The following is a 17,863-nucleotide window of genomic DNA, read 5'->3' as shown; positions in this document are numbered from 1 at the left end:
AGAAAACATGAAGGCTTCCGAACTTCTCCAGAAAGACCAGGCCGCGCTCAACAAGGAGCTGGCGGACCTGCTGAAGGCGCAATTCGGCCTGCGCATGCAACTCGCGACCCAGCAGCTCACGAACACGAGCCAGCTGAAGAAGGTTCGTCGCGACATCGCACGTGTGCGGACCGTCATGACTCAGAAGGCGAACCAGAAATGAACGATAGCGTGAAAACCTCGCTGAAGCGGACGCTGGTCGGTCGGGTCGTCAGCAACAAGATGGACAAGACCGTCACCGTGCTGATCGAGCACCGCGTCAAGCACCCGATCTACGGCAAGTATGTCGTGCGCTCGAAGAAGTACCACGCGCATGATGAAGCGAACACCTGCAACGAAGGCGATCTCGTCGAAATCCAGGAAACTCGTCCTGTTTCGAAGACGAAGGCCTGGACGGTGTCGCGCCTCGTCGAAGCAGCTCGCGTCATCTAAGCGGGCAGAGCTGTAGGCAGTAACAGGCACTTCGCCATGAAGTGCTTGAAATCGCAAAGTTTTTGCTTGCGTGACCGGGATTATTTGTTATAATCCCGGTCTTCCCTCTTTATGGGAGCCCCGTCGCGGGCGAAGTTGGTGGGGGAAGCGGACTGGCGCCAGCCTGTCCGAAAGATTCACCGAATTGCGATGGCGGGTTTCGTTTGCCGTCGCTGCTGTTCCAACCCAAGCAGCCGATTGGCTGACGGGACCAAGACTGACCGAATGCATCATGGTGGTGCATCCGGATTAAGTTGGGAAAGACAAACCATGATCCAGACCGAATCTCGGCTCGAAGTAGCCGACAACACGGGTGCGCGTGAAGTCATGTGCATCAAGGTGCTCGGCGGCTCGAAGCGTCGTTATGCCGGCATTGGCGACATCATCAAGGTGACCGTCAAAGAAGCAACGCCGCGCGGGCGCGTGAAGAAAGGCGAAATCTACAACGCCGTGGTGGTCCGCACCGCCAAGGGTGTTCGCCGTCAAGACGGCTCGCTGATCAAGTTCGACGGCAACGCCGCTGTGCTTTTGAATAACAAGCTTGAGCCGATCGGCACCCGTATCTTCGGGCCGGTGACGCGTGAGCTGCGTAGCGAACGATTCATGAAGATCGTTTCGCTGGCGCCGGAAGTGCTGTAAGGAGTCGCGATGAACAAGATTCGCAAAGGTGACGAAGTCATCGTCGTCACTGGCAAAGACAAGGGCAAGCGCGGCGTCGTGCTGGCTGTCGGTGCAGAACATGTGACGGTTGAAGGTATCAACCTCGTCAAGAAGCATGTGAAGCCGAACCCGATGAAGGGTACGACGGGCGGCGTGGAAGCGAAGACGATGCCCCTGCATATTTCGAACGTCGCACTGGTCGACGCGAATGGCAAGGCGTCGCGTGTTGGCATCAAGGTCGAGGAAGGCAAGAAGGTTCGCTTCCTGAAGACGACCGGTGCCGTACTGAGCGCCTGACGCAGCGGAGTAAAAAATGGCTCGTTTTCAAGAGTTTTACAAAGAAAAGGTTGTGCCCGGCCTGATCGAGAAGTTCGGTTACAAGTCGGTCATGGAAGTGCCGCGCATCACCAAGATCACGCTGAACATGGGTCTTGGCGAAGCGATCGCTGACAAGAAGATCATCGAGAACGCCGTTGGCGACCTCACGAAGATCGCCGGCCAGAAGCCGGTCGTCACGAAGGCACGCAAGGCAATCGCAGGCTTCAAGATCCGCCAGGGCTACCCGATCGGCGCGATGGTGACGCTGCGCGGCCAGGCGATGTACGAATTCCTCGACCGTTTCGTGACCGTTGCCCTGCCCCGCGTGCGTGACTTCCGCGGTGTGTCGGGTCGTGCCTTCGATGGCCGCGGCAACTACAACATCGGTGTGAAAGAGCAGATCATTTTCCCCGAAATCGACTACGACAAGATCGACGCACTGCGTGGGCTGAACATCAGCATCACGACGACTGCGAAGACCGACGACGAAGCAAAGGCTCTGCTCGCCAGCTTCAAGTTCCCGTTCAGAAACTGAGGTTACCGTGGCTAAACTGGCACTGATCGAACGTGAAAAGAAGCGCGCCCGCCTGGTCGCGAAGTTCGCAGCAAAGCGCGAAGCGCTGAAGGCGATCGTCGAAGACCAAAGCAAGTCGGAAGAAGAGCGCTACGAAGCACGCCTTGAGCTGCAGCAACTGCCCCGCAACGCAAACCCGACCCGCCAGCGTAACCGCTGCGCGATCACGGGCCGTCCGCGTGGCACGTTCCGTAAATTCGGCCTCGCGCGTAACAAGATTCGTGAAATCGCATTCCGTGGCGAGATTCCTGGCCTGACCAAGGCGAGCTGGTAATAGGAGAAACGTAAATGAGCATGAGTGATCCTATCGCCGATATGCTGACTCGCATCCGCAACGCGCAGATGGTCGAGAAGGTATCGGTCGCGATGCCCTCGTCGAAGGTCAAGGTTGCAATCGCGCAAGTCCTCAAGGACGAAGGTTATATCGACGATTTCGCCGTCAAGGCGGAAGGTGCGAAGTCCGAACTGAATATCGCGCTGAAGTACTACGCAGGTCGCCCGGTCATCGAACGCCTCGAGCGCGTGTCGAAGCCTGGTCTGCGCGTGTACCGCGGCCGTAACGACATTCCGCAGGTCATGAACGGCCTGGGTGTGGCAATCGTGTCGACGCCGAAGGGCGTGATGACCGACCGCAAGGCGCGCGCTACCGGCGTCGGCGGCGAAGTCATCTGCTACGTTGCTTAAAGCCGAGGAGAGAGAAACATGTCTCGAGTAGGTAAGAGCCCGATCGCGCTGCAAGGCGCGGAAGTCAAGCTGGCCGACGGTGCGATCACCGTCAAGGGCCCGCTGGGCACCATCACGCAAGCGATCAATCCGCTCGTGAACGTGGCGAACAACGACGGCACGCTGAATCTGTCGCCGGTCGACGAAAGCCGCGAAGCAAATGCACTGTCGGGCACGATGCGCGCGATCATCGCGAATGCCGTGCACGGCGTGACCAAGGGTTTCGAGCGCAAGCTGACGCTGGTTGGCGTCGGTTATCGTGCGCAGGCGCAAGGCGACAAGCTGAACCTGTCGCTGGGTTTCTCGCACCCGGTGGTGCACCAGATGCCGGAAGGCGTCAAGGCTGAAACCCCGACGCAAACCGAAATCGTGATCAAGGGGATCAACAAGCAACAAGTCGGTCAAGTGGCTGCGGAAGTCCGCGGTTACCGTCCGCCGGAGCCCTACAAGGGCAAGGGCGTGCGCTATTCCGACGAGGTTGTGATCCTCAAAGAAACGAAGAAGAAGTAAGGGTGCGCAATCATGGATAAGACTCAATCTCGCCTGCGCCGCGCTCGCCAGACGCGTATCAAGATCGCTGAGCTGCAGGTCGCGCGTCTCGCCGTGCATCGCACGAACACGCACATCTACGCTCAAGTGTTCTCGCCCTGCGGCACCAAGGTGCTCGCCAGCGCGTCGACGCTCGAAGCAGAAGTGCGCGCTGAACTGGCCGACAAGTCGGGCAAGGGCGGCAACGTTAATGCCGCGACGCTGATCGGCAAGCGTATTGCCGAGAAGGCAAAGGCTGCCGGCATCGAATCCGTCGCCTTCGACCGCTCGGGCTTCCGCTACCATGGCCGCGTCAAGGCGCTGGCTGAGGCAGCTCGTGAAGCTGGGCTCAAGTTCTAAGGAAGGAATTCGTCATGGCAAAGATGCAAGCGAAAGTTCAGGCTGACGAGCGCGACGACGGCCTTCGTGAAAAGATGATTTCGGTCAACCGCGTGACCAAGGTCGTGAAGGGTGGCCGTATTCTCGGCTTCGCCGCACTGACCGTGGTTGGCGACGGCGATGGCCGCATCGGTATGGGCAAGGGCAAGGCGAAGGAAGTGCCGGTCGCTGTCCAGAAGGCAATGGAACAAGCTCGCCGCAACATGTTCAAGGTGCCGCTCAAGAACGGCACGCTGCAGCACGAAGTGCACGGCAAGCATGGCGCATCCGCTGTCCTCCTCGCTCCGGCGAAGGCAGGTACGGGCGTGATCGCCGGCGGCCCGATGCGCGCAGTGTTCGACGTGATGGGCGTTCAGAACGTCGTGGCCAAGAGCCACGGTTCGACGAACCCGTACAACCTCGTTCGCGCCACGCTGGACGGTCTGCGCAAGCAGTCGACCCCGGCAGACATCGCGGCGAAGCGCGGCAAGTCCGTCGAAGATATTTTGGGCTAAGCCCGGGTGGTCACCATGTCTGAAAAAACTGTCAAGGTTCAGCTCGTGAAGAGCCTGATCGGGACCCGCGAATCGCACCGTGCGACCGTGCGTGGCCTGGGCCTGCGCCGACTCAACTCGGTTAGCGAGCTGCAGGATACGCCGGCGGTCCGCGGCATGATCAACAAGGTCTCGTACCTCGTTAAGGTCATCGCGTAAGCGGCCCTACGGATCAAGGAGTTGATATGGAATTGAATAACCTGAAGCCGGCCGCTGGTGCAAAGCACGCCAAGCGTCGCGTCGGTCGCGGCATCGGTTCGGGCCTCGGCAAGACGGCTGGCCGTGGTCACAAGGGTCAGAAATCGCGTTCGGGCGGCTTCCACAAAGTCGGTTTCGAAGGTGGTCAGATGCCGCTGCAACGTCGTCTGCCGAAGCGCGGCTTCACGTCGCTGACGAAGGAATTCGTCGGTGAAGTGCGCCTGGGCGACCTCGAGAAGCTGCCGGTCGATGAAGTCGATCTGCTCGCACTGAAGCAAGCCGGCCTGGTCGGCGAGCTGACGAAGAGCGCGAAGATCATCGCGACGGGCGAACTGAAGCGCAAGATCGTCGTGAAGGGTCTCGGCGCCACCAAGGGTGCGCGCGCTGCGATCGAAGCGGCTGGCGGTTCGTTCGCCGAGTGACACGCGTAGCGCGTCGTTACTTGCATTCATCGGAGAAGGTACTTGGCTAACAGCCCGAGTCTTGCAAAACCCGGTCGAAGCACGGCGAAATTCGGCGATCTGCGTCGGCGAGCGATGTTCCTGCTCCTGGCGCTGATCGTCTATCGCATCGGCGCGCACATCCCCGTGCCGGGCATCGATCCGGATCAACTGGCGAAGCTGTTCCAGAGCCAGGCGGGCGGCATCCTGGGCATGTTCAACATGTTCTCGGGCGGCGCGCTTTCCCGCTTCACGATCTTTGCGCTGGGGATCATGCCGTACATCTCGGCGTCGATCATCATGCAGTTGCTGGCGATCGTCTCGCCGCAGCTCGAGGCGCTGAAGAAGGAAGGGCAGGCAGGGCAACGGAAGATCACGCAGTACACGCGGTATTTCACCGTGGTGCTCGCGACCTTCCAGGCGTTCGGTATCGCGGCTGCGCTGGAAAACCAGCCGGGCCTCGTGATCGACCCCGGCATGCTGTTCCGACTGACGACGGTCGTGACGCTGGTTACCGGCACGATGTTCCTGATGTGGCTGGGTGAGCAGATCACCGAGCGTGGTCTGGGCAACGGCATCTCGATCATCATCTTCGGCGGGATCGCAGCAGGGTTCCCGAATGCCGTCGGTGGGCTGTTCGAGCTGGTGCGTACGGGTTCGATGAGCATCATTTCGGCGATCATCATCGTCGCTCTGATTGCCGCGGTGACTTACCTGGTCGTGTTCATCGAACGCGGTCAGCGCAAGATCCTCGTGAACTACGCGAAGCGCCAGGTCGGCAACAAGATCTACGGTGGCCAGTCGTCGCACTTGCCGCTGAAGCTGAACATGTCGGGCGTGATTCCGCCGATCTTCGCATCGTCGATCATCCTGTTCCCGGCCACGATTCTCGGCTGGTTCAGCACGGGTCAGCCGTCGGGAAGCTGGATCTCCAACACGTTGCATAACGTCGCGGAGGCGCTGAAGCCGGGCCAGCCGGTCTATGTGCTGCTGTACACGCTGGCAATCGTGTTTTTCTGCTTCTTCTACACCGCACTGGTGTTCAACAGCAGGGAAACCGCGGACAACCTGAAGAAGAGCGGCGCGTTTGTTCCGGGTATTCGTCCGGGCGATCAGACCGCACGATATATCGACCGCATCCTCACGCGTCTGACGCTGGCCGGTGCGATCTACATCGTCTTCGTGTGTCTGCTGCCGGAATTCCTGGTGCTGCGCTGGAACGTGCCGTTTTATTTTGGTGGAACGTCGCTGCTGATCATTGTCGTCGTCACGATGGACTTCATGGCGCAGGTGCAGTCGTACGTTATGTCGCAACAGTATGAGTCGCTGCTCAAGAAGGCAAACTTCAAGGGCGGCAACATCCCAATGCGTTAATCAAGGACTATGGCCAAAGACGATGTAATCCAGATGCAAGGTGAGGTGATCGAAAACCTCCCGAATGCGACCTTCCGTGTGAAGCTGGAAAACGGCCATGTCGTGTTGGGGCATATCTCCGGGAAGATGCGGATGCACTACATCCGCATCCTGCCGGGCGACAAGGTGACGGTTGAATTGACGCCTTACGATCTGTCTCGTGCGCGGATCGTGTTCCGGGCGAAGTGATTTGAAAAAAGGGTATTATCATGAAAGTGATGGCATCGGTTAAGCGCATTTGCCGCAATTGCAAGATCATCAAGCGCAAAGGCGTCGTTCGCGTGATCTGCAGCTCGGATCCGCGCCACAAGCAGCGCCAAGGCTGACCGCGCGTTTGTTTGCGCTTTTTGTTTGAGGAAAAACAATGGCTCGTATCGCAGGGGTTAACATCCCGAATCACCAGCATACCGAGATCGGCCTGACGGCAATCTTCGGTATCGGCCGCACGCGCTCGCGCAGCATCTGCACGGCAGCTGGCGTGGAATTCTCGAAGAAGGTCAAGGACCTGACCGACGCAGACCTCGAAAAGCTGCGTGAAGAAGTGGGCAAGTTCATCGTCGAAGGCGATCTGCGCCGTGAAGTGACGATGAACATCAAGCGCCTGATGGACCTCGGTTGCTACCGTGGTGTTCGTCATCGCAAGGGCCTGCCGATGCGCGGTCAGCGTACGCGTACGAACGCACGTACCCGCAAGGGTCCGCGTCGTGCAGCGCAAGCGCTGAAGAAGTAAGCGGAACTGACAGTTACAGGAAAACGTAATGGCTAAGGCTTCGAACACCGCGGCGCAACGCGTTCGCAAGAAGGTTAAGAAGAACGTCGCTGAAGGCGTGGTTCACGTTCACGCGTCGTTCAACAACACGATCATCACGATCACCGATCGCCAGGGCAATGCACTGGCATGGGCGACGTCGGGCGGCCAGGGCTTCAAGGGCTCGCGCAAGTCGACGCCGTTCGCTGCTCAGGTTGCTGCTGAGTCGGCCGGTCGCGTGGCGATGGAATATGGCGTGAAGAATCTGGAAGTGCGGATCAAGGGCCCGGGCCCGGGTCGTGAGTCGGCAGTGCGCGCACTGCATGGCCTCGGCATCAAGATCACCGCGATTTCGGACGTCACCCCGATTCCGCACAACGGCTGCCGTCCGCCGAAGCGCCGTCGTATCTAAGAATGTGCTGGCACGTTCGTGCTGGCGCATTTGCCTGTCGCCGCGTAGCGTCGACGGGCGTTGCTTTTTTTGATTGACTAAGCCCACCGTTCGCCCCAAAGGGCGCGAACTAGCGCGGATCTCGATCCGCGTGACTGATTGATAAAGGAATGCAAAGTGGCACGTTATATCGGCCCTAAGGCCAAGCTGTCTCGCCGTGAAGGCACCGACCTGTTCCTGAAGAGCGCGCGCCGCTCGCTCGCCGACAAGTGCAAGCTCGACAGCAAGCCGGGTCAGCACGGCCGTACCTCGGGCGCACGTACGTCCGACTATGGTACGCAGCTGCGCGAAAAGCAGAAGGTCAAGCGCATCTATGGCGTCCTGGAGCGTCAGTTCCGCCGTTACTTCGCTGAAGCCGACCGCCGCAAGGGCAACACGGGTGAAAACCTGCTGCAACTGCTCGAGTCGCGTCTCGACAACGTCGTGTATCGCATGGGCTTCGGCTCGACCCGCGCTGAAGCGCGTCAGCTGGTGAGCCACAAGTCGATCACCGTGAACGGCGTCGTCGCGAACGTGCCGTCGCAGCAAGTGAAGGCGGGTGACGTCGTCGCGATCCGCGAAAAGGCGAAGAAGCAGGCGCGTATCGTCGAAGCGCTGTCGCTGGCTGAGCAAGGCGGCATGCCGAGCTGGGTTGCAGTCGATGCGAAGAAGTTCGAAGGCACGTTCAAGCAAATGCCGGAACGCGCTGACATCGCAGGCGACATCAACGAAAGCCTGATCGTCGAATTGTATTCGCGTTAATCCGATTGACGGCCGAGGTACCCCGATTGCGTTATGCAAGGAGGGGCCTCGGCTGTTTATTTTCTGGTTGTTACCGGTCAGCCTTATCGGTGTAACGAGCCGAGGGTATTGAAAAGGAAAGCCCATGCAAACCAGTTTGCTGAAACCCAAGATCATCGCCGTGGAATCGCTGGGCGAGAACCACGCGAGGGTGGTCATGGAACCGTTCGAACGCGGTTACGGCCACACCTTGGGCAATGCGCTTCGCCGCGTGCTGCTGTCGTCGATGGTTGGCTACGCGCCGACCGAAGTCACGATCGCCGGCGTGGTGCACGAGTACTCGACGCTTGATGGCGTGCAAGAGGACGTCGTCAACCTGCTGCTGAACCTGAAGGGTGTGGTGTTCAAGCTGCACAACCGTGACGAAGTGACGGTGACCCTGCGCAAGGAAGGCGAAGGCGTCGTCACGGCCGGCGATATCGAGCTGGCTCACGATTGCGAAGTCATCAACCCGAATCACGTGATCGCACACCTGTCGAAGGGCGGCAAGCTCGACGTTCAGATCAAGATCGAAAAGGGTCGCGGCTATGTGCCCGGCAACGTCCGTCGCTACGGCGAAGACACGGCCAAGATCATCGGCCGCATCGTCCTCGACGCATCGTTCTCGCCGGTTCGCCGCGTGAGCTATGCCGTTGAAAGCGCACGTGTCGAGCAGCGTACCGACCTCGACAAGCTCGTGATGAACATCGAGACGAGCGGCGTGATCACCCCGGAAGAGGCGATCCGTCAATCGGCCCGCATCCTGGTCGACCAGCTGTCCGTGTTCGCGGCACTGGAAGGCACGGAAACGGCTGCCGAAGCACCGTCGCGCGCACCGCAGATCGATCCGATCCTGCTGCGTCCGGTGGACGATCTCGAACTGACGGTTCGTTCGGCGAACTGCCTGAAGGCCGAGAACATCTACTACATCGGCGACCTGATCCAGCGCACGGAAAACGAGCTGCTGAAGACGCCGAACCTCGGTCGCAAGTCGCTCAACGAGATCAAGGAAGTGCTCGCTTCGCGCGGTCTCACGCTGGGCATGAAGCTCGAAAACTGGCCGCCGGCTGGTCTCGACAAGTAAGCCCGGTTGTTGCCGTAGTTGGCAAAGATGCGGATTTTCCTTTAAAATCCGCATCTTGCTTTTTCGTTACCGGCCCGTGCACCCCAGCGGTGCGATAGAAGAGCTGGATCAAAACTTTGAATCAAGGAAACTGAAATGCGCCATCGTCATGGTCTGCGGAAACTGAACCGCACGAGCAGCCACCGTCTGGCTATGCTCCGTAACATGTCCAACTCGCTGATCGAGCACGAAGTCATCAAGACGACGCTGCCGAAGGCGAAGGAACTCCGTAAAGTCGTCGAGCCGCTGATCACGCTCGGCAAGAAGCCGTCGCTGGCAAACCGTCGCCTGGCGTTCAACCGCCTGCGCGATCGTGACTCGGTGGCGAAGCTGTTCGACGTGCTCGGTCCGCGTTTCGCGAACCGTCCGGGCGGCTACCTGCGCGTGCTGAAGTTCGGCTTCCGCGTCGGCGACAACGCACCGATGGCACTGGTCGAGCTGCTCGATCGTCCGGAAGTCGACGAAACGGAAAACGTGCAAGAAGCTGAGTAAGCTTCCGGTACGCTGCAGTATCTGAAAGGGCCGAGCAATTGCTTGGCCCTTTTTATTTTTGGCGATGCCCCGGCTGCGATCGATTGTCGCAGCCGGGTGCCGGCAGCGTCGCGCGGGCTGCGCTACGATATGGAACTGTCGACGTGGGCTCTCGATGGGCGATTCGTGGCGGCGGAAGCCGGTAAAAACCAGCCAGGAGGGCGCGTATGGTGGTGGTGTTGATGCTGACGACGGTGCCGGATGCGGCGACGGCCGCAGCGCTCGCCGACGGCGCGCTTGACGCGCGGCTGGCCGCGTGCGTGTCGGAGCTCGGTGCGATCAAGTCACGCTATCACTGGCAGGGCAAGGTCGAGACGGCCGACGAGATCCAGTTGCTGTTCAAGACGAGCCCCGTGCGCTCGCTCGAACTGGAGCGATTTATTCTCGCGCGTCATCCGTACGAGACGCCGGAAATCGTCTCGTGGCAGGCGACGGCCTCGGCCGCGTACGGCCAGTGGGTGACCAGCGAAACTCAACGTCTATTTCATGTTTAACGGTATGGCGCTTTCCGTGCGCGCGCGCGCGCTGCGGTTCCTCGCAGTCCTGTTGTCGTTCATGTTCGTGCTGGGCGGCCTGTCGGTCGCGCGCGCGGCCGACGATTTTCTCGATCCGTCGGTCGCATTCAAGATGAGCGCGAGCGAATCGCCGGGGCAGGTGGATGTCCGCTTCAAGGTGGCTAACGGCTATTACCTCTACCGCGAGCGGTTCGCGTTCGCGGTGAAGGGTGGACAGGCGACGCTTGGCGATCCGAAATTCCCGGCCGGTCATGTGAAGTTCGATCAGACGTTCCAGAAGGAAGTCGAGACCTATCGCGACGAGGTCGTGATTCACGTGCCGGTCAAGCAGGCTGCGGGACCATTCGAGCTCGCGGTGACGTCGCAGGGATGCGCCGACGAAGGGATCTGCTATCCGCCTGCGGAGCACGTCGTGAAGGTCGACGGCGCCGCGCTCGGTGCGGCCGCGCCGGCCGATGACGCGGCGGCTTCGGGCAGCTGGTTCGACAAGATCACGAGCGCGGATTTCGCGCAGTCGCTGCTCGAGGGGCACGGCTTTTTCACGATCGTCGCGCTCTATTTCGTCGCGGGCGTCGTGCTGAGTCTCCTGCCCTGTTCGTATCCGATGATTCCGATCGTGTCCGCGATCATCATCGGCCAGGGCACGCGCGCGACGCATGCACGCGGCTTCGCGCTGTCCCTGACGTACGTGGTCGGCATGGCGCTCGTCTATACGGTGCTGGGCATCGCGGCCGCGCTGGTCGGCCAGAGCCTTGGTGCGTGGCTGCAGAACCCGTGGGTGCTCGGCGCATTCGGTGTGCTGCTCACCGCATTCGCCGTATCGCTGATTTCCGGCAAGGACATCGCACTGCCGGAGCGCTGGCAGAACGGCGCGGCCGAAGCCTCGAGCGCGCGCCGGGGCGGCCACTTTGTCGCGGTCGCCGCGATGGGGGCATTGTCGGCGCTGGTCGTCGGCGCATGCATGACGGCGCCGCTGTTTGCGGTACTCGCGTTCATCGCGCACACCGGCAATGCGCTGCTCGGCGCCGCCGCGCTGTTCGCGATGGGACTGGGGCTGGGCGTGCCGTTGCTCGTCGTCGGTATCGGTGCCGGTACGGTGCTGCCGCGCGCAGGCGCATGGATGGACGGCGTGAAGGTGTTTTTCGGCATCGTGCTGCTCGCCGCCGCGCTGTGGATCGTGTGGCCGGTGCTCGCGGGCGGTTTGAAGATGGTGCTCGCCGCGCTGTGGCTGCTCGTCGCGGCTGCGGCGCTCGGCCTGTTCACGCCGCATGCCGGTGCCGCGTCGATCTGGCGCCGCCTCGGTCGCGGTCTCGGCGCCGCGCTCGCGATCTGGGCTGCAACGCTGCTCGTCGGTCTCGCTGCGGGCTCCAACGACCCCGTGAAGCCGCTGGCCGTCCTCGCGGCACGTACGGTCGCATCGGGCGATGCGTCGGCAGCCGGCGCGGCGGCCGGGCAGCAGGGTCTCGCGTTCGCATCGGTGCGCTCCAGTGGTGAACTCGACGCGCTGCTGAAGACGTCGGGCCGGCCCGTGATGCTCGATTTCTACGCCGACTGGTGCGTGAGCTGCAAGGAAATGGAGCATCTGACGTTCACCGATTCACGCGTGCAGGCGCGGCTCGCGCGGCTTCACCTGGTGCGTGCGGACGTCACTGCGAACAATCCGGACGACCAGGCGCTGCTCAAGCGCTTCAACCTGTTCGGGCCGCCGGGCATCATCTTCTTCGATCGCAACGGCAACGAAATCGGTCGCGTCGTCGGCTATCAGGCTGCCGAGACGTTCCTGCGCAGCCTCGATCGCGCAGCGGTACCGACGGTGTAACTCGACTGACCGGGAACACCAATAAGAACGGCGGGACACCGAAGTGTCCCGCCGTTTTTATTGGATACCTGCCGGTGAGTGGCTCAGCGCTGCGCTTTCAGCAGGCGCGCGGCATCGAGTGCGAAGTATGTGAGCACGCCATCGGCGCCTGCGCGCTTGAAGGCGAGCAGCGATTCGAGCACGACCTTGTCGTGGTCGAGCCAGCCGTTCATCGCGGCGGCCTTCAGCATCGCGTATTCGCCGCTCACCTGGTACACGTAGGTCGGGAAGCGGAACTCGTCCTTCACGCGGCGCACGATGTCGAGATACGGCATGCCGGGCTTGACCATCACCATGTCCGCGCCTTCGTCGATGTCGAGGCGCACTTCGCGCAGCGCCTCATCGCTGTTCGCCGGATCCATCTGGTAGGTCATCTTGTTGCCCTTGCCCAGATTGGACGCCGAGCCGACCGCATCGCGGAACGGGCCGTAGAACGCCGACGCGAACTTGGCCGAATAGGCCATGATGCGCGTATGGATATGGCCGTCGCTTTCCAGCATTTCGCGGACCGCGCCGATCCGGCCGTCCATCATGTCCGACGGCGCGACGATGTCGACGCCGGCTTCCGCCTGCGCGCGCGCCTGGTCGACCAGGATCTCGATCGTGTCGTCGTTGATCACGTAGCCGTTCTCGTCGAGCACGCCGTCCTGGCCGTGGCTCGTGTACGGGTCGAGCGCGACGTCGGTCAGCACGCCGAGTTCGGGGAAGCGCTTCTTCAGCTCGCGCACCGCGCGCGGGATCAGGCCTTCCGGATTGGCCGCTTCGCGGCCGTCGGGCGTTTTCAGCGACGGCTCGATCGCCGGGAACAGCGACAGCACGGGCACGCCGAGTTCGACACACTGCTCGGCGACATGCATCAGCAGATCGACCGAGACGCGCTCGACGCCGGGCATCGACGGGACGGGCTGGCGTTCGTTGGTGCCTTCGACGACGAACACCGGGTAGATCAGGTCATCGGTGGTCAGGCGGTTTTCGCGCATCAGGCGCCGGGAGAAGTCGTCGCGGCGCATCCGGCGCGGACGATGAAGCGGATGGAAGCTCATGGCGATTGGGCAGAAATCAGGGCAAGAAGGACCTTACGGAACCCTTAGGTCATTTTCGAGATCGTTGGTATATGATAGCGATCGAGCGGCACGCGTTGCGTGCAGCTCCCCGCTTCTCCTCCCTGAGCGGGTGCCTGTCGTTATTCGATTAGGCTGTTTGACCCGCCGTTCAACGGCGGGTTTTTTTATGAGCCGGCCGAATCCGCAGGCGCCGTCAGGTGCGCGCAGCCGATCCCGGCCGCACGTTGCCCGCTCATTGTGCTACAGGCTCGCTTTTTTCGTCGGCGACGGACGGCCGCAGCCAGCTCTCGATCAGTTCATGCGCCTCGTCGAGCCCCGTGCGCTTCAGCGCCGAGAACAGCTGGACGGTCAGCTTGCCCTTCACGCCCTGGTCGCGATACGCGTCGAGGCCCTTCTGCGTGTTGCGCAGCGCATTGATGCTTTCCTGTCGCGTCAATTTGTCGCACTTCGTCAGCAGCGTGTGGATCGGCTTGCCGGTCGGCGCGAACCACTCGATCATCCGGCGATCGAGGTCGGTCAGCGGGCGGCGCGAATCCATCATCAGGATCAGGCCGCACAGCTGCGAACGCGTCGCGAGGTAGGACGACAGCAGCATTTCCCAGTGGGCCTTCGCGGCCCCCGGGACTTCCGCGTAGCCGTAGCCGGGCAGGTCGACGAGGTTCGCGACGGGCTCGGCGGCCGGGCCGACGGAGAAGTAGTTGATGTGCTGCGTGCGGCCGGGCGTCTTCGATGCGAAGGCGAGCCGCTTCTGGTTGCACAGCACGTTGATCGCCGTCGATTTGCCGGCATTCGAGCGGCCCGCGAACGCGATTTCCGGTTGCACCGTCGGCGGCAGGTCGCGCAGATGGTTGACGGTCGTGTAGAAGCGGGCTTGATGGAGCAAAAAGGCCATGGGGAAACCGGTGGGACGAGGCGGCGCGAGCCGCTTGGTGGAGGCGGGGTAGCCCCGATAGGCGCGGGAGCTTTCAGCGCGATATTGTACAATACGGCGGTTTTGCCGACGGGCTGCGGGCGCCTGCCTCGCGCTTTTATGCAGCTTCTGCGGTAGACTGGTCGACGTCGTTTTTTGCAGAACCTCAAATTCCCACAAGACGAAACAGGGTGTGCGAATGAATCGACTGTGCAAGTCTCTGATGGTGCTTCAGGTTGCAGCAGGGTTCGTAGGTTTCGTAGCGGAGGCAAACGCGGCGGATGCGGCAAAGCCGGATCTGGACCGCGGCAAGGCGATTGCCGGGCAAGTCTGCGCGTCGTGTCACGGCGCCGACGGCAACAGTGCGTCGGGCAGTTTCCCGAAGCTCGCCGGCCAGCATCCCGACTATCTGGTCAAGCAGTTGAACGACTTCAAGGCCCAGCCGGGCGCGAAGGGGCCGGCGCGGACCAATCCGGTGATGGTCGGGTTCGCGAGCGCGTTGAGCGCGGACGACATGCGCAACGTCGCCGCGTATTACGGATCGCAGACGACGAAGCTCGGCACCGCACGCGATGCGGCGACCGTGCCGATCGGCCAGAAGATCTATCGCGGCGGCATCGCGGAAAAGGGTGTACCCGCCTGCGCGAGCTGCCACGGGCCGACGGGGCAGGGGATTCCGGTCCAGTACCCGCGTCTGTCGGGGCAGTGGGCCGATTACACGGTTGCCCAGTTGACCGCGTTCCAGCAGGGTGCCGGCGCGCGCAACAACAACGAGGCGATGCATCAGATCGCATCGCGTCTGTCGGACAACGAGATCAAGGCCGTCGCGGATTACATCGCGGGCCTGCGTTGAACGGACGGTCGCGAATGGAATGACCGGGCGCCCGAAGGGCGGCCGGAGTCAGAACAAGAAAAGGGTGGGGCGCCGCGTGATTGCGGCCGCCTTGCCCTTTTTTGTTGTCAGCACTCGCCGGGCCGCCCCAAGAGTGCTGACCGCCCCCTCGGGGGCAGCGAACATAGTGAGCATTGGGGGCTGTTTCCCCTTAGTCGGAGTTTGAATGAGCGTTACCACGTCGGGGTTGCAGTCGAAGTCGGGTCAAAGTGTGACCAGGCGCGCGATCGAGTTGCTGAGCTCGATGCGCTTCGCGATCGCGCTGCTGGTGGTGCTGTCGATCGCGAGTATCGTCGGCACGGTCCTGACCCAGGACGACCCGTATCCGAACTACGTGAACCAGTTCGGCCCGTTCTGGGCGGATATCTTCCGCTCGCTGGGCCTGTACAACGTGTACAGCGCGTGGTGGTTCATGCTGATCCTGATCTTCCTCGTCGTGTCGATCTCGTTGTGCGTGATCCGCAACGCGCCGAAGATGCTTGCCGATGCGAAGAGCTGGAAGGACAAGGTCCGCGAAGGCAGCCTGCGCGCGTTCCACCACAAGGCTGAATACTCGGCGTCCGGCACGCGTGCGACCGCCACGGCCACGCTCGCCACGTTCGTCACCAAGGCTGGCTACAAGCACGTCGTGCGCGAGAACGACGGCGCGACGCTGATCTCCGCGAAGCGCGGCGCGCTGACGAAGTGGGGCTATATCTCCGCGCACCTTGCGATTGTCGTGATCTGTATCGGCGGCCTGCTGGACAGCAACCTGCCGATCAAATTCCAGATGTGGATGTTCGGCAAGAGCCCGGTCAACACGAGCGCGACGATCAGCGAAATCTCGCCCGACCACCGGCTGTCCGCGTCGAACCCGACGTTCCGCGGCTACGCGTGGGTGCCGGAAGGCCAGTTCGTGTCGACCGCGATCCTGAACCAGCCGAGCGGCTCGCTGATCCAGGACCTGCCGTTCTCGATCCAGCTCAACAAGTTCATCGTCGACTACTACACGACGGGGATGCCGAAGCTGTTCGCGAGCGACATCGTCGTGACCGATCGCGAGACGGGCCAGAAGATCCCGGCGCGTGTCGAGGTCAACAAGCCGTTCACGTACAAGGGCGTGTCGATCTACCAGTCGAGCTTCCAGGACGGCGGCTCGCAGATGGAGATGACGGCCTATCCGATGACGGGCGGCAACGCGAAGACCTTCGCGGTGAAGGGCACGATCGGCAGTACGGCGCCGCTGCAGATGCCGGGCAGCGACGGCGACACGATCGAGTTCTCCGACTTCCGCGCGATCAACGTCGAGAACATGGCCGACGCGAACGGCAAGCCGGACGTGCGCGGCGTCGCGAAGACGGAGTCGCTGAAGGAAGCGTTCGACGAGCGGCTCGGTTCGGGCGCGAAGACGTCGAAGCCGATGCAGCTCCACAACATCGGCCCGTCGGTGCAGTACAAGATTCGCGGCAAGGACGGCCAGGCGCGCGAATTCAACAACTACATGCTGCCCGTCGACATGGGCGGCACGCGCGTGTTCCTCGCAGGCGTGCGCGCGAGCCCGAACGATCCGTTCCGCTACATGCGGATTCCGGCCGACAGCCAGGATTCGATCGCCGAATGGATGCGCCTGCGCGCCGCCCTCGAGGATCCGGCCGTGCGTGCCGACGCCGCCGCGCGCTTCGCGCAGCGTTCGCTGCCGACGACCGAAGCGTCGCTGCGCGGCCGCCTGCAGGACAGCGCGTTCAAGGTGCTGACCCTCTTTGCGGCGAGCGACGACAGCATCGGCCGCGGCGCCGACGGCCAGCCGGTCGGCGGTTTCCAGGCGGTGGCGACGTTCATCGACCGTTCGGTGCCGAAGGCCGAGCAGGAAAAGGCCGCCAGCCTGCTGCTGCGCATGCTCGAGGGCTCGATGTGGGAGGTTTGGCAGATCGCGCGCGAGCGCGCCGGCGAGCCGGCCGCCCAGCAGGGCGCCGACACGATCCGCTTCGTGCAGAACGCGATCAATGCGCTATCGGACAGCTTCTTGTACGGATCGCCGGTCTATTTGCAGCTTGACTCCTTCAAGCAGGTGCAAGCTTCGGTATTTCAGTTGACGCGCGCACCCGGCAAGAATCTGGTGTATCTTGGCAGCCTGCTGTTGGTCGCCGGCATCTTCTCGATGTTCTACGTGCGCGAGCGGCGCCTCTGGTTCTGGCTCAAGGATGCCGGTTCGGGCGTCGATGTGGTGATGGCGATGTCCACGGCCCGCAAGACCTTCGATTTCGAGAAAGAATTCGTGCAGACGCGCGACGCGGCCGGCGCCGCCTTGCGCGCCACACCGCGCGACGCCGCGCCCGCCGGTTCGGCTGCGACTGCCCGTTCGCCTGCCGGCGGCGGTTCCGATTCCGATTCCGAGAATTCCACCCGGTAACATCATGGATCTCACTCAAGTTTCCTCTTCCCGTTCGCGGCCGGTCCAGGCCCCGAATCCGGCGCCGTTGTTCGACGACCGTCCGTTCCTCGCGCGCCTGTCGATCATCGACTGGCTGTTCGCCCTGGCACTCGTGGTCGGCGCAGGCTATGCGTTCGTGCATTACAACGAACACATGAATTACTACGACAAGGCGGTGATGATCGGCACGGTGCCGGCCCTTGTCGTGCTCGGCTGGCGCTGGAAGCCCGCGCGGCTGATGATGGCGTCGATCGCGGTGCTGTCGCTGCTGTCGATCCAGATCTACCAGGGCGATCTCGCGCGCGC

General features: G+C 62.1%; 26 protein-coding genes and 1 pseudogene. 25 read left to right on the top strand and 2 right to left on the bottom strand.

Features of this window, described 5'->3' with window-relative positions:
- The first annotated feature begins 7 nt into the window (after positions 1–7).
- The 22 genes from rpmC (at position 8) to dsbD (ending at position 12,242) form a co-directional block, all read left to right on the top strand.
- Entirely contained in the window at positions 8–202 is a 195-nt protein-coding gene (gene rpmC / locus DIE06_RS33395) for a 50S ribosomal protein L29 (protein WP_006400652.1), read from the top strand.
- Positions 199–471 carry a 30S ribosomal protein S17 gene (gene rpsQ / locus DIE06_RS33390; RefSeq protein WP_006752928.1) on the top strand — a complete coding sequence of 91 codons (273 nt, stop codon included), beginning with the start codon at positions 199–201 and terminating at the stop codon, positions 469–471. Before rpmC ends, rpsQ begins: the two co-directional genes overlap by 4 nt.
- Before the next feature lie 309 nt (positions 472–780).
- A complete protein-coding gene (gene rplN, locus DIE06_RS33385; RefSeq protein WP_006752929.1) occupies positions 781–1,149 on the top strand; it encodes a 50S ribosomal protein L14 in 369 nt (122 codons plus the stop codon).
- A 9-nt stretch (positions 1,150–1,158) separates the two neighbouring features.
- Positions 1,159–1,467 carry a 50S ribosomal protein L24 gene (gene rplX / locus DIE06_RS33380; RefSeq protein ID WP_006477187.1) on the top strand — a complete coding sequence of 103 codons (309 nt, stop codon included), beginning with the start codon at positions 1,159–1,161 and terminating at the stop codon, positions 1,465–1,467.
- Positions 1,468–1,483: 16 nt separating this feature from the next.
- A complete protein-coding gene (rplE, locus tag DIE06_RS33375; protein WP_006477186.1) occupies positions 1,484–2,023 on the top strand; it encodes a 50S ribosomal protein L5 in 540 nt (179 codons plus the stop codon).
- Between the two features lie 7 nt (positions 2,024–2,030).
- Positions 2,031–2,336 carry a 30S ribosomal protein S14 gene (rpsN, locus tag DIE06_RS33370; RefSeq protein ID WP_006482884.1) on the top strand — a complete coding sequence of 102 codons (306 nt, stop codon included), beginning with the start codon at positions 2,031–2,033 and terminating at the stop codon, positions 2,334–2,336.
- A 14-nt stretch (positions 2,337–2,350) separates the two neighbouring features.
- Positions 2,351–2,746 (top strand): 30S ribosomal protein S8, encoded by a 396-nt coding sequence (rpsH, locus tag DIE06_RS33365; protein WP_006477185.1) that lies wholly within the window; start codon positions 2,351–2,353, stop codon positions 2,744–2,746.
- Between the two features lie 18 nt (positions 2,747–2,764).
- Positions 2,765–3,295 (top strand): 50S ribosomal protein L6, encoded by a 531-nt coding sequence (gene rplF / locus DIE06_RS33360; protein ID WP_006758786.1) that lies wholly within the window; start codon positions 2,765–2,767, stop codon positions 3,293–3,295.
- Between the two features lie 12 nt (positions 3,296–3,307).
- A complete protein-coding gene (gene rplR / locus DIE06_RS33355; protein WP_006477183.1) occupies positions 3,308–3,673 on the top strand; it encodes a 50S ribosomal protein L18 in 366 nt (121 codons plus the stop codon).
- A gap of 14 nt (positions 3,674–3,687) precedes the next feature.
- Positions 3,688–4,206 carry a 30S ribosomal protein S5 gene (rpsE, locus tag DIE06_RS33350; RefSeq protein WP_006752931.1) on the top strand — a complete coding sequence of 173 codons (519 nt, stop codon included), beginning with the start codon at positions 3,688–3,690 and terminating at the stop codon, positions 4,204–4,206.
- 15 nt (positions 4,207–4,221) lie between these two features.
- A complete protein-coding gene (rpmD, locus tag DIE06_RS33345; RefSeq protein ID WP_006400644.1) occupies positions 4,222–4,404 on the top strand; it encodes a 50S ribosomal protein L30 in 183 nt (60 codons plus the stop codon).
- Positions 4,405–4,430: 26 nt separating this feature from the next.
- Positions 4,431–4,865: a 50S ribosomal protein L15 gene (gene rplO, locus DIE06_RS33340; protein ID WP_059759907.1), complete on the top strand. Its 435-nt coding sequence runs from the start codon at positions 4,431–4,433 to the stop codon at positions 4,863–4,865.
- Positions 4,866–4,907: 42 nt separating this feature from the next.
- Positions 4,908–6,257 carry a preprotein translocase subunit SecY gene (gene secY, locus DIE06_RS33335; RefSeq protein ID WP_124665076.1) on the top strand — a complete coding sequence of 450 codons (1,350 nt, stop codon included), beginning with the start codon at positions 4,908–4,910 and terminating at the stop codon, positions 6,255–6,257.
- Between the two features lie 9 nt (positions 6,258–6,266).
- Positions 6,267–6,485: a translation initiation factor IF-1 gene (infA, locus tag DIE06_RS33330; protein ID WP_004521905.1), complete on the top strand. Its 219-nt coding sequence runs from the start codon at positions 6,267–6,269 to the stop codon at positions 6,483–6,485.
- 20 nt (positions 6,486–6,505) lie between these two features.
- Complete coding sequence (rpmJ, locus tag DIE06_RS33325) at positions 6,506–6,622, top strand: 50S ribosomal protein L36 (protein WP_004199844.1); 117 nt, start codon at positions 6,506–6,508, stop codon at positions 6,620–6,622.
- Between the two features lie 38 nt (positions 6,623–6,660).
- Positions 6,661–7,026, top strand: coding sequence for a 30S ribosomal protein S13 (rpsM, locus tag DIE06_RS33320; protein ID WP_039323572.1), 366 nt, complete (start codon positions 6,661–6,663; stop codon positions 7,024–7,026).
- Between the two features lie 28 nt (positions 7,027–7,054).
- A complete protein-coding gene (rpsK, locus tag DIE06_RS33315; RefSeq protein ID WP_004197937.1) occupies positions 7,055–7,456 on the top strand; it encodes a 30S ribosomal protein S11 in 402 nt (133 codons plus the stop codon).
- Between the two features lie 156 nt (positions 7,457–7,612).
- Positions 7,613–8,236, top strand: a complete 624-nt coding sequence (gene rpsD, locus DIE06_RS33310) for a 30S ribosomal protein S4 (RefSeq protein ID WP_012362893.1) — start codon at positions 7,613–7,615, stop codon at positions 8,234–8,236.
- Between the two features lie 124 nt (positions 8,237–8,360).
- Positions 8,361–9,338 (top strand): DNA-directed RNA polymerase subunit alpha, encoded by a 978-nt coding sequence (locus DIE06_RS33305; RefSeq protein ID WP_006477176.1) that lies wholly within the window; start codon positions 8,361–8,363, stop codon positions 9,336–9,338.
- Between the two features lie 135 nt (positions 9,339–9,473).
- Positions 9,474–9,869 carry a 50S ribosomal protein L17 gene (gene rplQ / locus DIE06_RS33300; protein WP_006477175.1) on the top strand — a complete coding sequence of 132 codons (396 nt, stop codon included), beginning with the start codon at positions 9,474–9,476 and terminating at the stop codon, positions 9,867–9,869.
- 206 nt (positions 9,870–10,075) lie between these two features.
- Positions 10,076–10,402 carry a divalent-cation tolerance protein CutA gene (cutA, locus tag DIE06_RS33295; protein WP_124665075.1) on the top strand — a complete coding sequence of 109 codons (327 nt, stop codon included), beginning with the start codon at positions 10,076–10,078 and terminating at the stop codon, positions 10,400–10,402.
- Positions 10,395–12,242, top strand: coding sequence for a protein-disulfide reductase DsbD (gene dsbD / locus DIE06_RS33290; RefSeq protein WP_124665074.1), 1,848 nt, complete (start codon positions 10,395–10,397; stop codon positions 12,240–12,242). The genes cutA and dsbD overlap by 8 nt, the downstream gene beginning before the upstream one ends.
- 83 nt (positions 12,243–12,325) lie before the next feature.
- On the opposite strand, the gene hemB is transcribed toward dsbD, so the two are convergent.
- Together hemB and yihA are read right to left on the bottom strand one after the other, a co-directional pair.
- Positions 12,326–13,324 carry a porphobilinogen synthase gene (gene hemB / locus DIE06_RS33285; RefSeq protein WP_034209736.1) on the bottom strand — a complete coding sequence of 333 codons (999 nt, stop codon included), beginning with the start codon at positions 13,322–13,324 and terminating at the stop codon, positions 12,326–12,328.
- 253 nt (positions 13,325–13,577) lie between these two features.
- On the bottom strand, positions 13,578–14,237 hold the full coding sequence (gene yihA / locus DIE06_RS33280) for a ribosome biogenesis GTP-binding protein YihA/YsxC (RefSeq protein WP_006477171.1): 660 nt from the start codon (positions 14,235–14,237) through the stop codon (positions 13,578–13,580).
- Between the two features lie 217 nt (positions 14,238–14,454).
- On the opposite strand from yihA, the gene DIE06_RS33275 reads away from it, so the two are divergent.
- From DIE06_RS33275 to DIE06_RS33260, 3 genes and pseudogenes are all read left to right on the top strand, one after another.
- Positions 14,455–15,108, top strand: coding sequence for a cytochrome c (locus DIE06_RS33275; RefSeq protein WP_124665081.1), 654 nt, complete (start codon positions 14,455–14,457; stop codon positions 15,106–15,108).
- A gap of 205 nt (positions 15,109–15,313) precedes the next feature.
- Positions 15,314–17,536 carry a cytochrome c biogenesis protein ResB gene (locus DIE06_RS33265; protein ID WP_124665073.1) on the top strand — a complete coding sequence of 741 codons (2,223 nt, stop codon included), beginning with the start codon at positions 15,314–15,316 and terminating at the stop codon, positions 17,534–17,536.
- Positions 17,537–17,540: 4 nt separating this feature from the next.
- Positions 17,541–17,863, top strand: a pseudogene (locus DIE06_RS33260) (c-type cytochrome biogenesis protein CcsB); the annotation flags it as partial.

Origin of the sequence: Burkholderia sp. Bp8998 (assembly GCF_003854235.1) — a bacterium.
Taxonomy (GTDB): domain Bacteria; phylum Pseudomonadota; class Gammaproteobacteria; order Burkholderiales; family Burkholderiaceae; genus Burkholderia.
The sequence above is the reverse complement of the archived record's forward strand: the minus strand, read 5'-3'. Positions and strand labels throughout refer to the sequence as shown.

What these genes read in the sequence shown, in the direction of transcription:
- rplO (WP_059759907.1), top strand. Translation starts at nt 4,431, where the DNA reads ATGGAATTGAATAACCTGAAGCCGGCCGCTGGTGCAAAGCACGCCAAG.
- rplF (WP_006758786.1), top strand. Translation starts at nt 2,765, where the DNA reads ATGTCTCGAGTAGGTAAGAGCCCGATCGCGCTGCAAGGCGCGGAAGTC.
- DIE06_RS33305 (WP_006477176.1), top strand. Translation starts at nt 8,361, where the DNA reads ATGCAAACCAGTTTGCTGAAACCCAAGATCATCGCCGTGGAATCGCTG.
- rplR (WP_006477183.1), top strand. Translation starts at nt 3,308, where the DNA reads ATGGATAAGACTCAATCTCGCCTGCGCCGCGCTCGCCAGACGCGTATC.
- yihA (WP_006477171.1), bottom strand. Translation starts at nt 14,237, where the DNA reads ATGGCCTTTTTGCTCCATCAAGCCCGCTTCTACACGACCGTCAACCAT.
- infA (WP_004521905.1), top strand. Translation starts at nt 6,267, where the DNA reads ATGGCCAAAGACGATGTAATCCAGATGCAAGGTGAGGTGATCGAAAAC.
- rpsH (WP_006477185.1), top strand. Translation starts at nt 2,351, where the DNA reads ATGAGCATGAGTGATCCTATCGCCGATATGCTGACTCGCATCCGCAAC.
- DIE06_RS33275 (WP_124665081.1), top strand. Translation starts at nt 14,455, where the DNA reads ATGAATCGACTGTGCAAGTCTCTGATGGTGCTTCAGGTTGCAGCAGGG.
- rpmD (WP_006400644.1), top strand. Translation starts at nt 4,222, where the DNA reads ATGTCTGAAAAAACTGTCAAGGTTCAGCTCGTGAAGAGCCTGATCGGG.
- rplN (WP_006752929.1), top strand. Translation starts at nt 781, where the DNA reads ATGATCCAGACCGAATCTCGGCTCGAAGTAGCCGACAACACGGGTGCG.
- rpsK (WP_004197937.1), top strand. Translation starts at nt 7,055, where the DNA reads ATGGCTAAGGCTTCGAACACCGCGGCGCAACGCGTTCGCAAGAAGGTT.
- rplX (WP_006477187.1), top strand. Translation starts at nt 1,159, where the DNA reads ATGAACAAGATTCGCAAAGGTGACGAAGTCATCGTCGTCACTGGCAAA.
- cutA (WP_124665075.1), top strand. Translation starts at nt 10,076, where the DNA reads ATGGTGGTGGTGTTGATGCTGACGACGGTGCCGGATGCGGCGACGGCC.
- hemB (WP_034209736.1), bottom strand. Translation starts at nt 13,324, where the DNA reads ATGAGCTTCCATCCGCTTCATCGTCCGCGCCGGATGCGCCGCGACGAC.
- dsbD (WP_124665074.1), top strand. Translation starts at nt 10,395, where the DNA reads ATGTTTAACGGTATGGCGCTTTCCGTGCGCGCGCGCGCGCTGCGGTTC.
- rpsQ (WP_006752928.1), top strand. Translation starts at nt 199, where the DNA reads ATGAACGATAGCGTGAAAACCTCGCTGAAGCGGACGCTGGTCGGTCGG.
- rpsE (WP_006752931.1), top strand. Translation starts at nt 3,688, where the DNA reads ATGGCAAAGATGCAAGCGAAAGTTCAGGCTGACGAGCGCGACGACGGC.
- rpmJ (WP_004199844.1), top strand. Translation starts at nt 6,506, where the DNA reads ATGAAAGTGATGGCATCGGTTAAGCGCATTTGCCGCAATTGCAAGATC.
- rplQ (WP_006477175.1), top strand. Translation starts at nt 9,474, where the DNA reads ATGCGCCATCGTCATGGTCTGCGGAAACTGAACCGCACGAGCAGCCAC.
- rpsM (WP_039323572.1), top strand. Translation starts at nt 6,661, where the DNA reads ATGGCTCGTATCGCAGGGGTTAACATCCCGAATCACCAGCATACCGAG.
- rplE (WP_006477186.1), top strand. Translation starts at nt 1,484, where the DNA reads ATGGCTCGTTTTCAAGAGTTTTACAAAGAAAAGGTTGTGCCCGGCCTG.
- DIE06_RS33265 (WP_124665073.1), top strand. Translation starts at nt 15,314, where the DNA reads ATGAGCGTTACCACGTCGGGGTTGCAGTCGAAGTCGGGTCAAAGTGTG.
- rpmC (WP_006400652.1), top strand. Translation starts at nt 8, where the DNA reads ATGAAGGCTTCCGAACTTCTCCAGAAAGACCAGGCCGCGCTCAACAAG.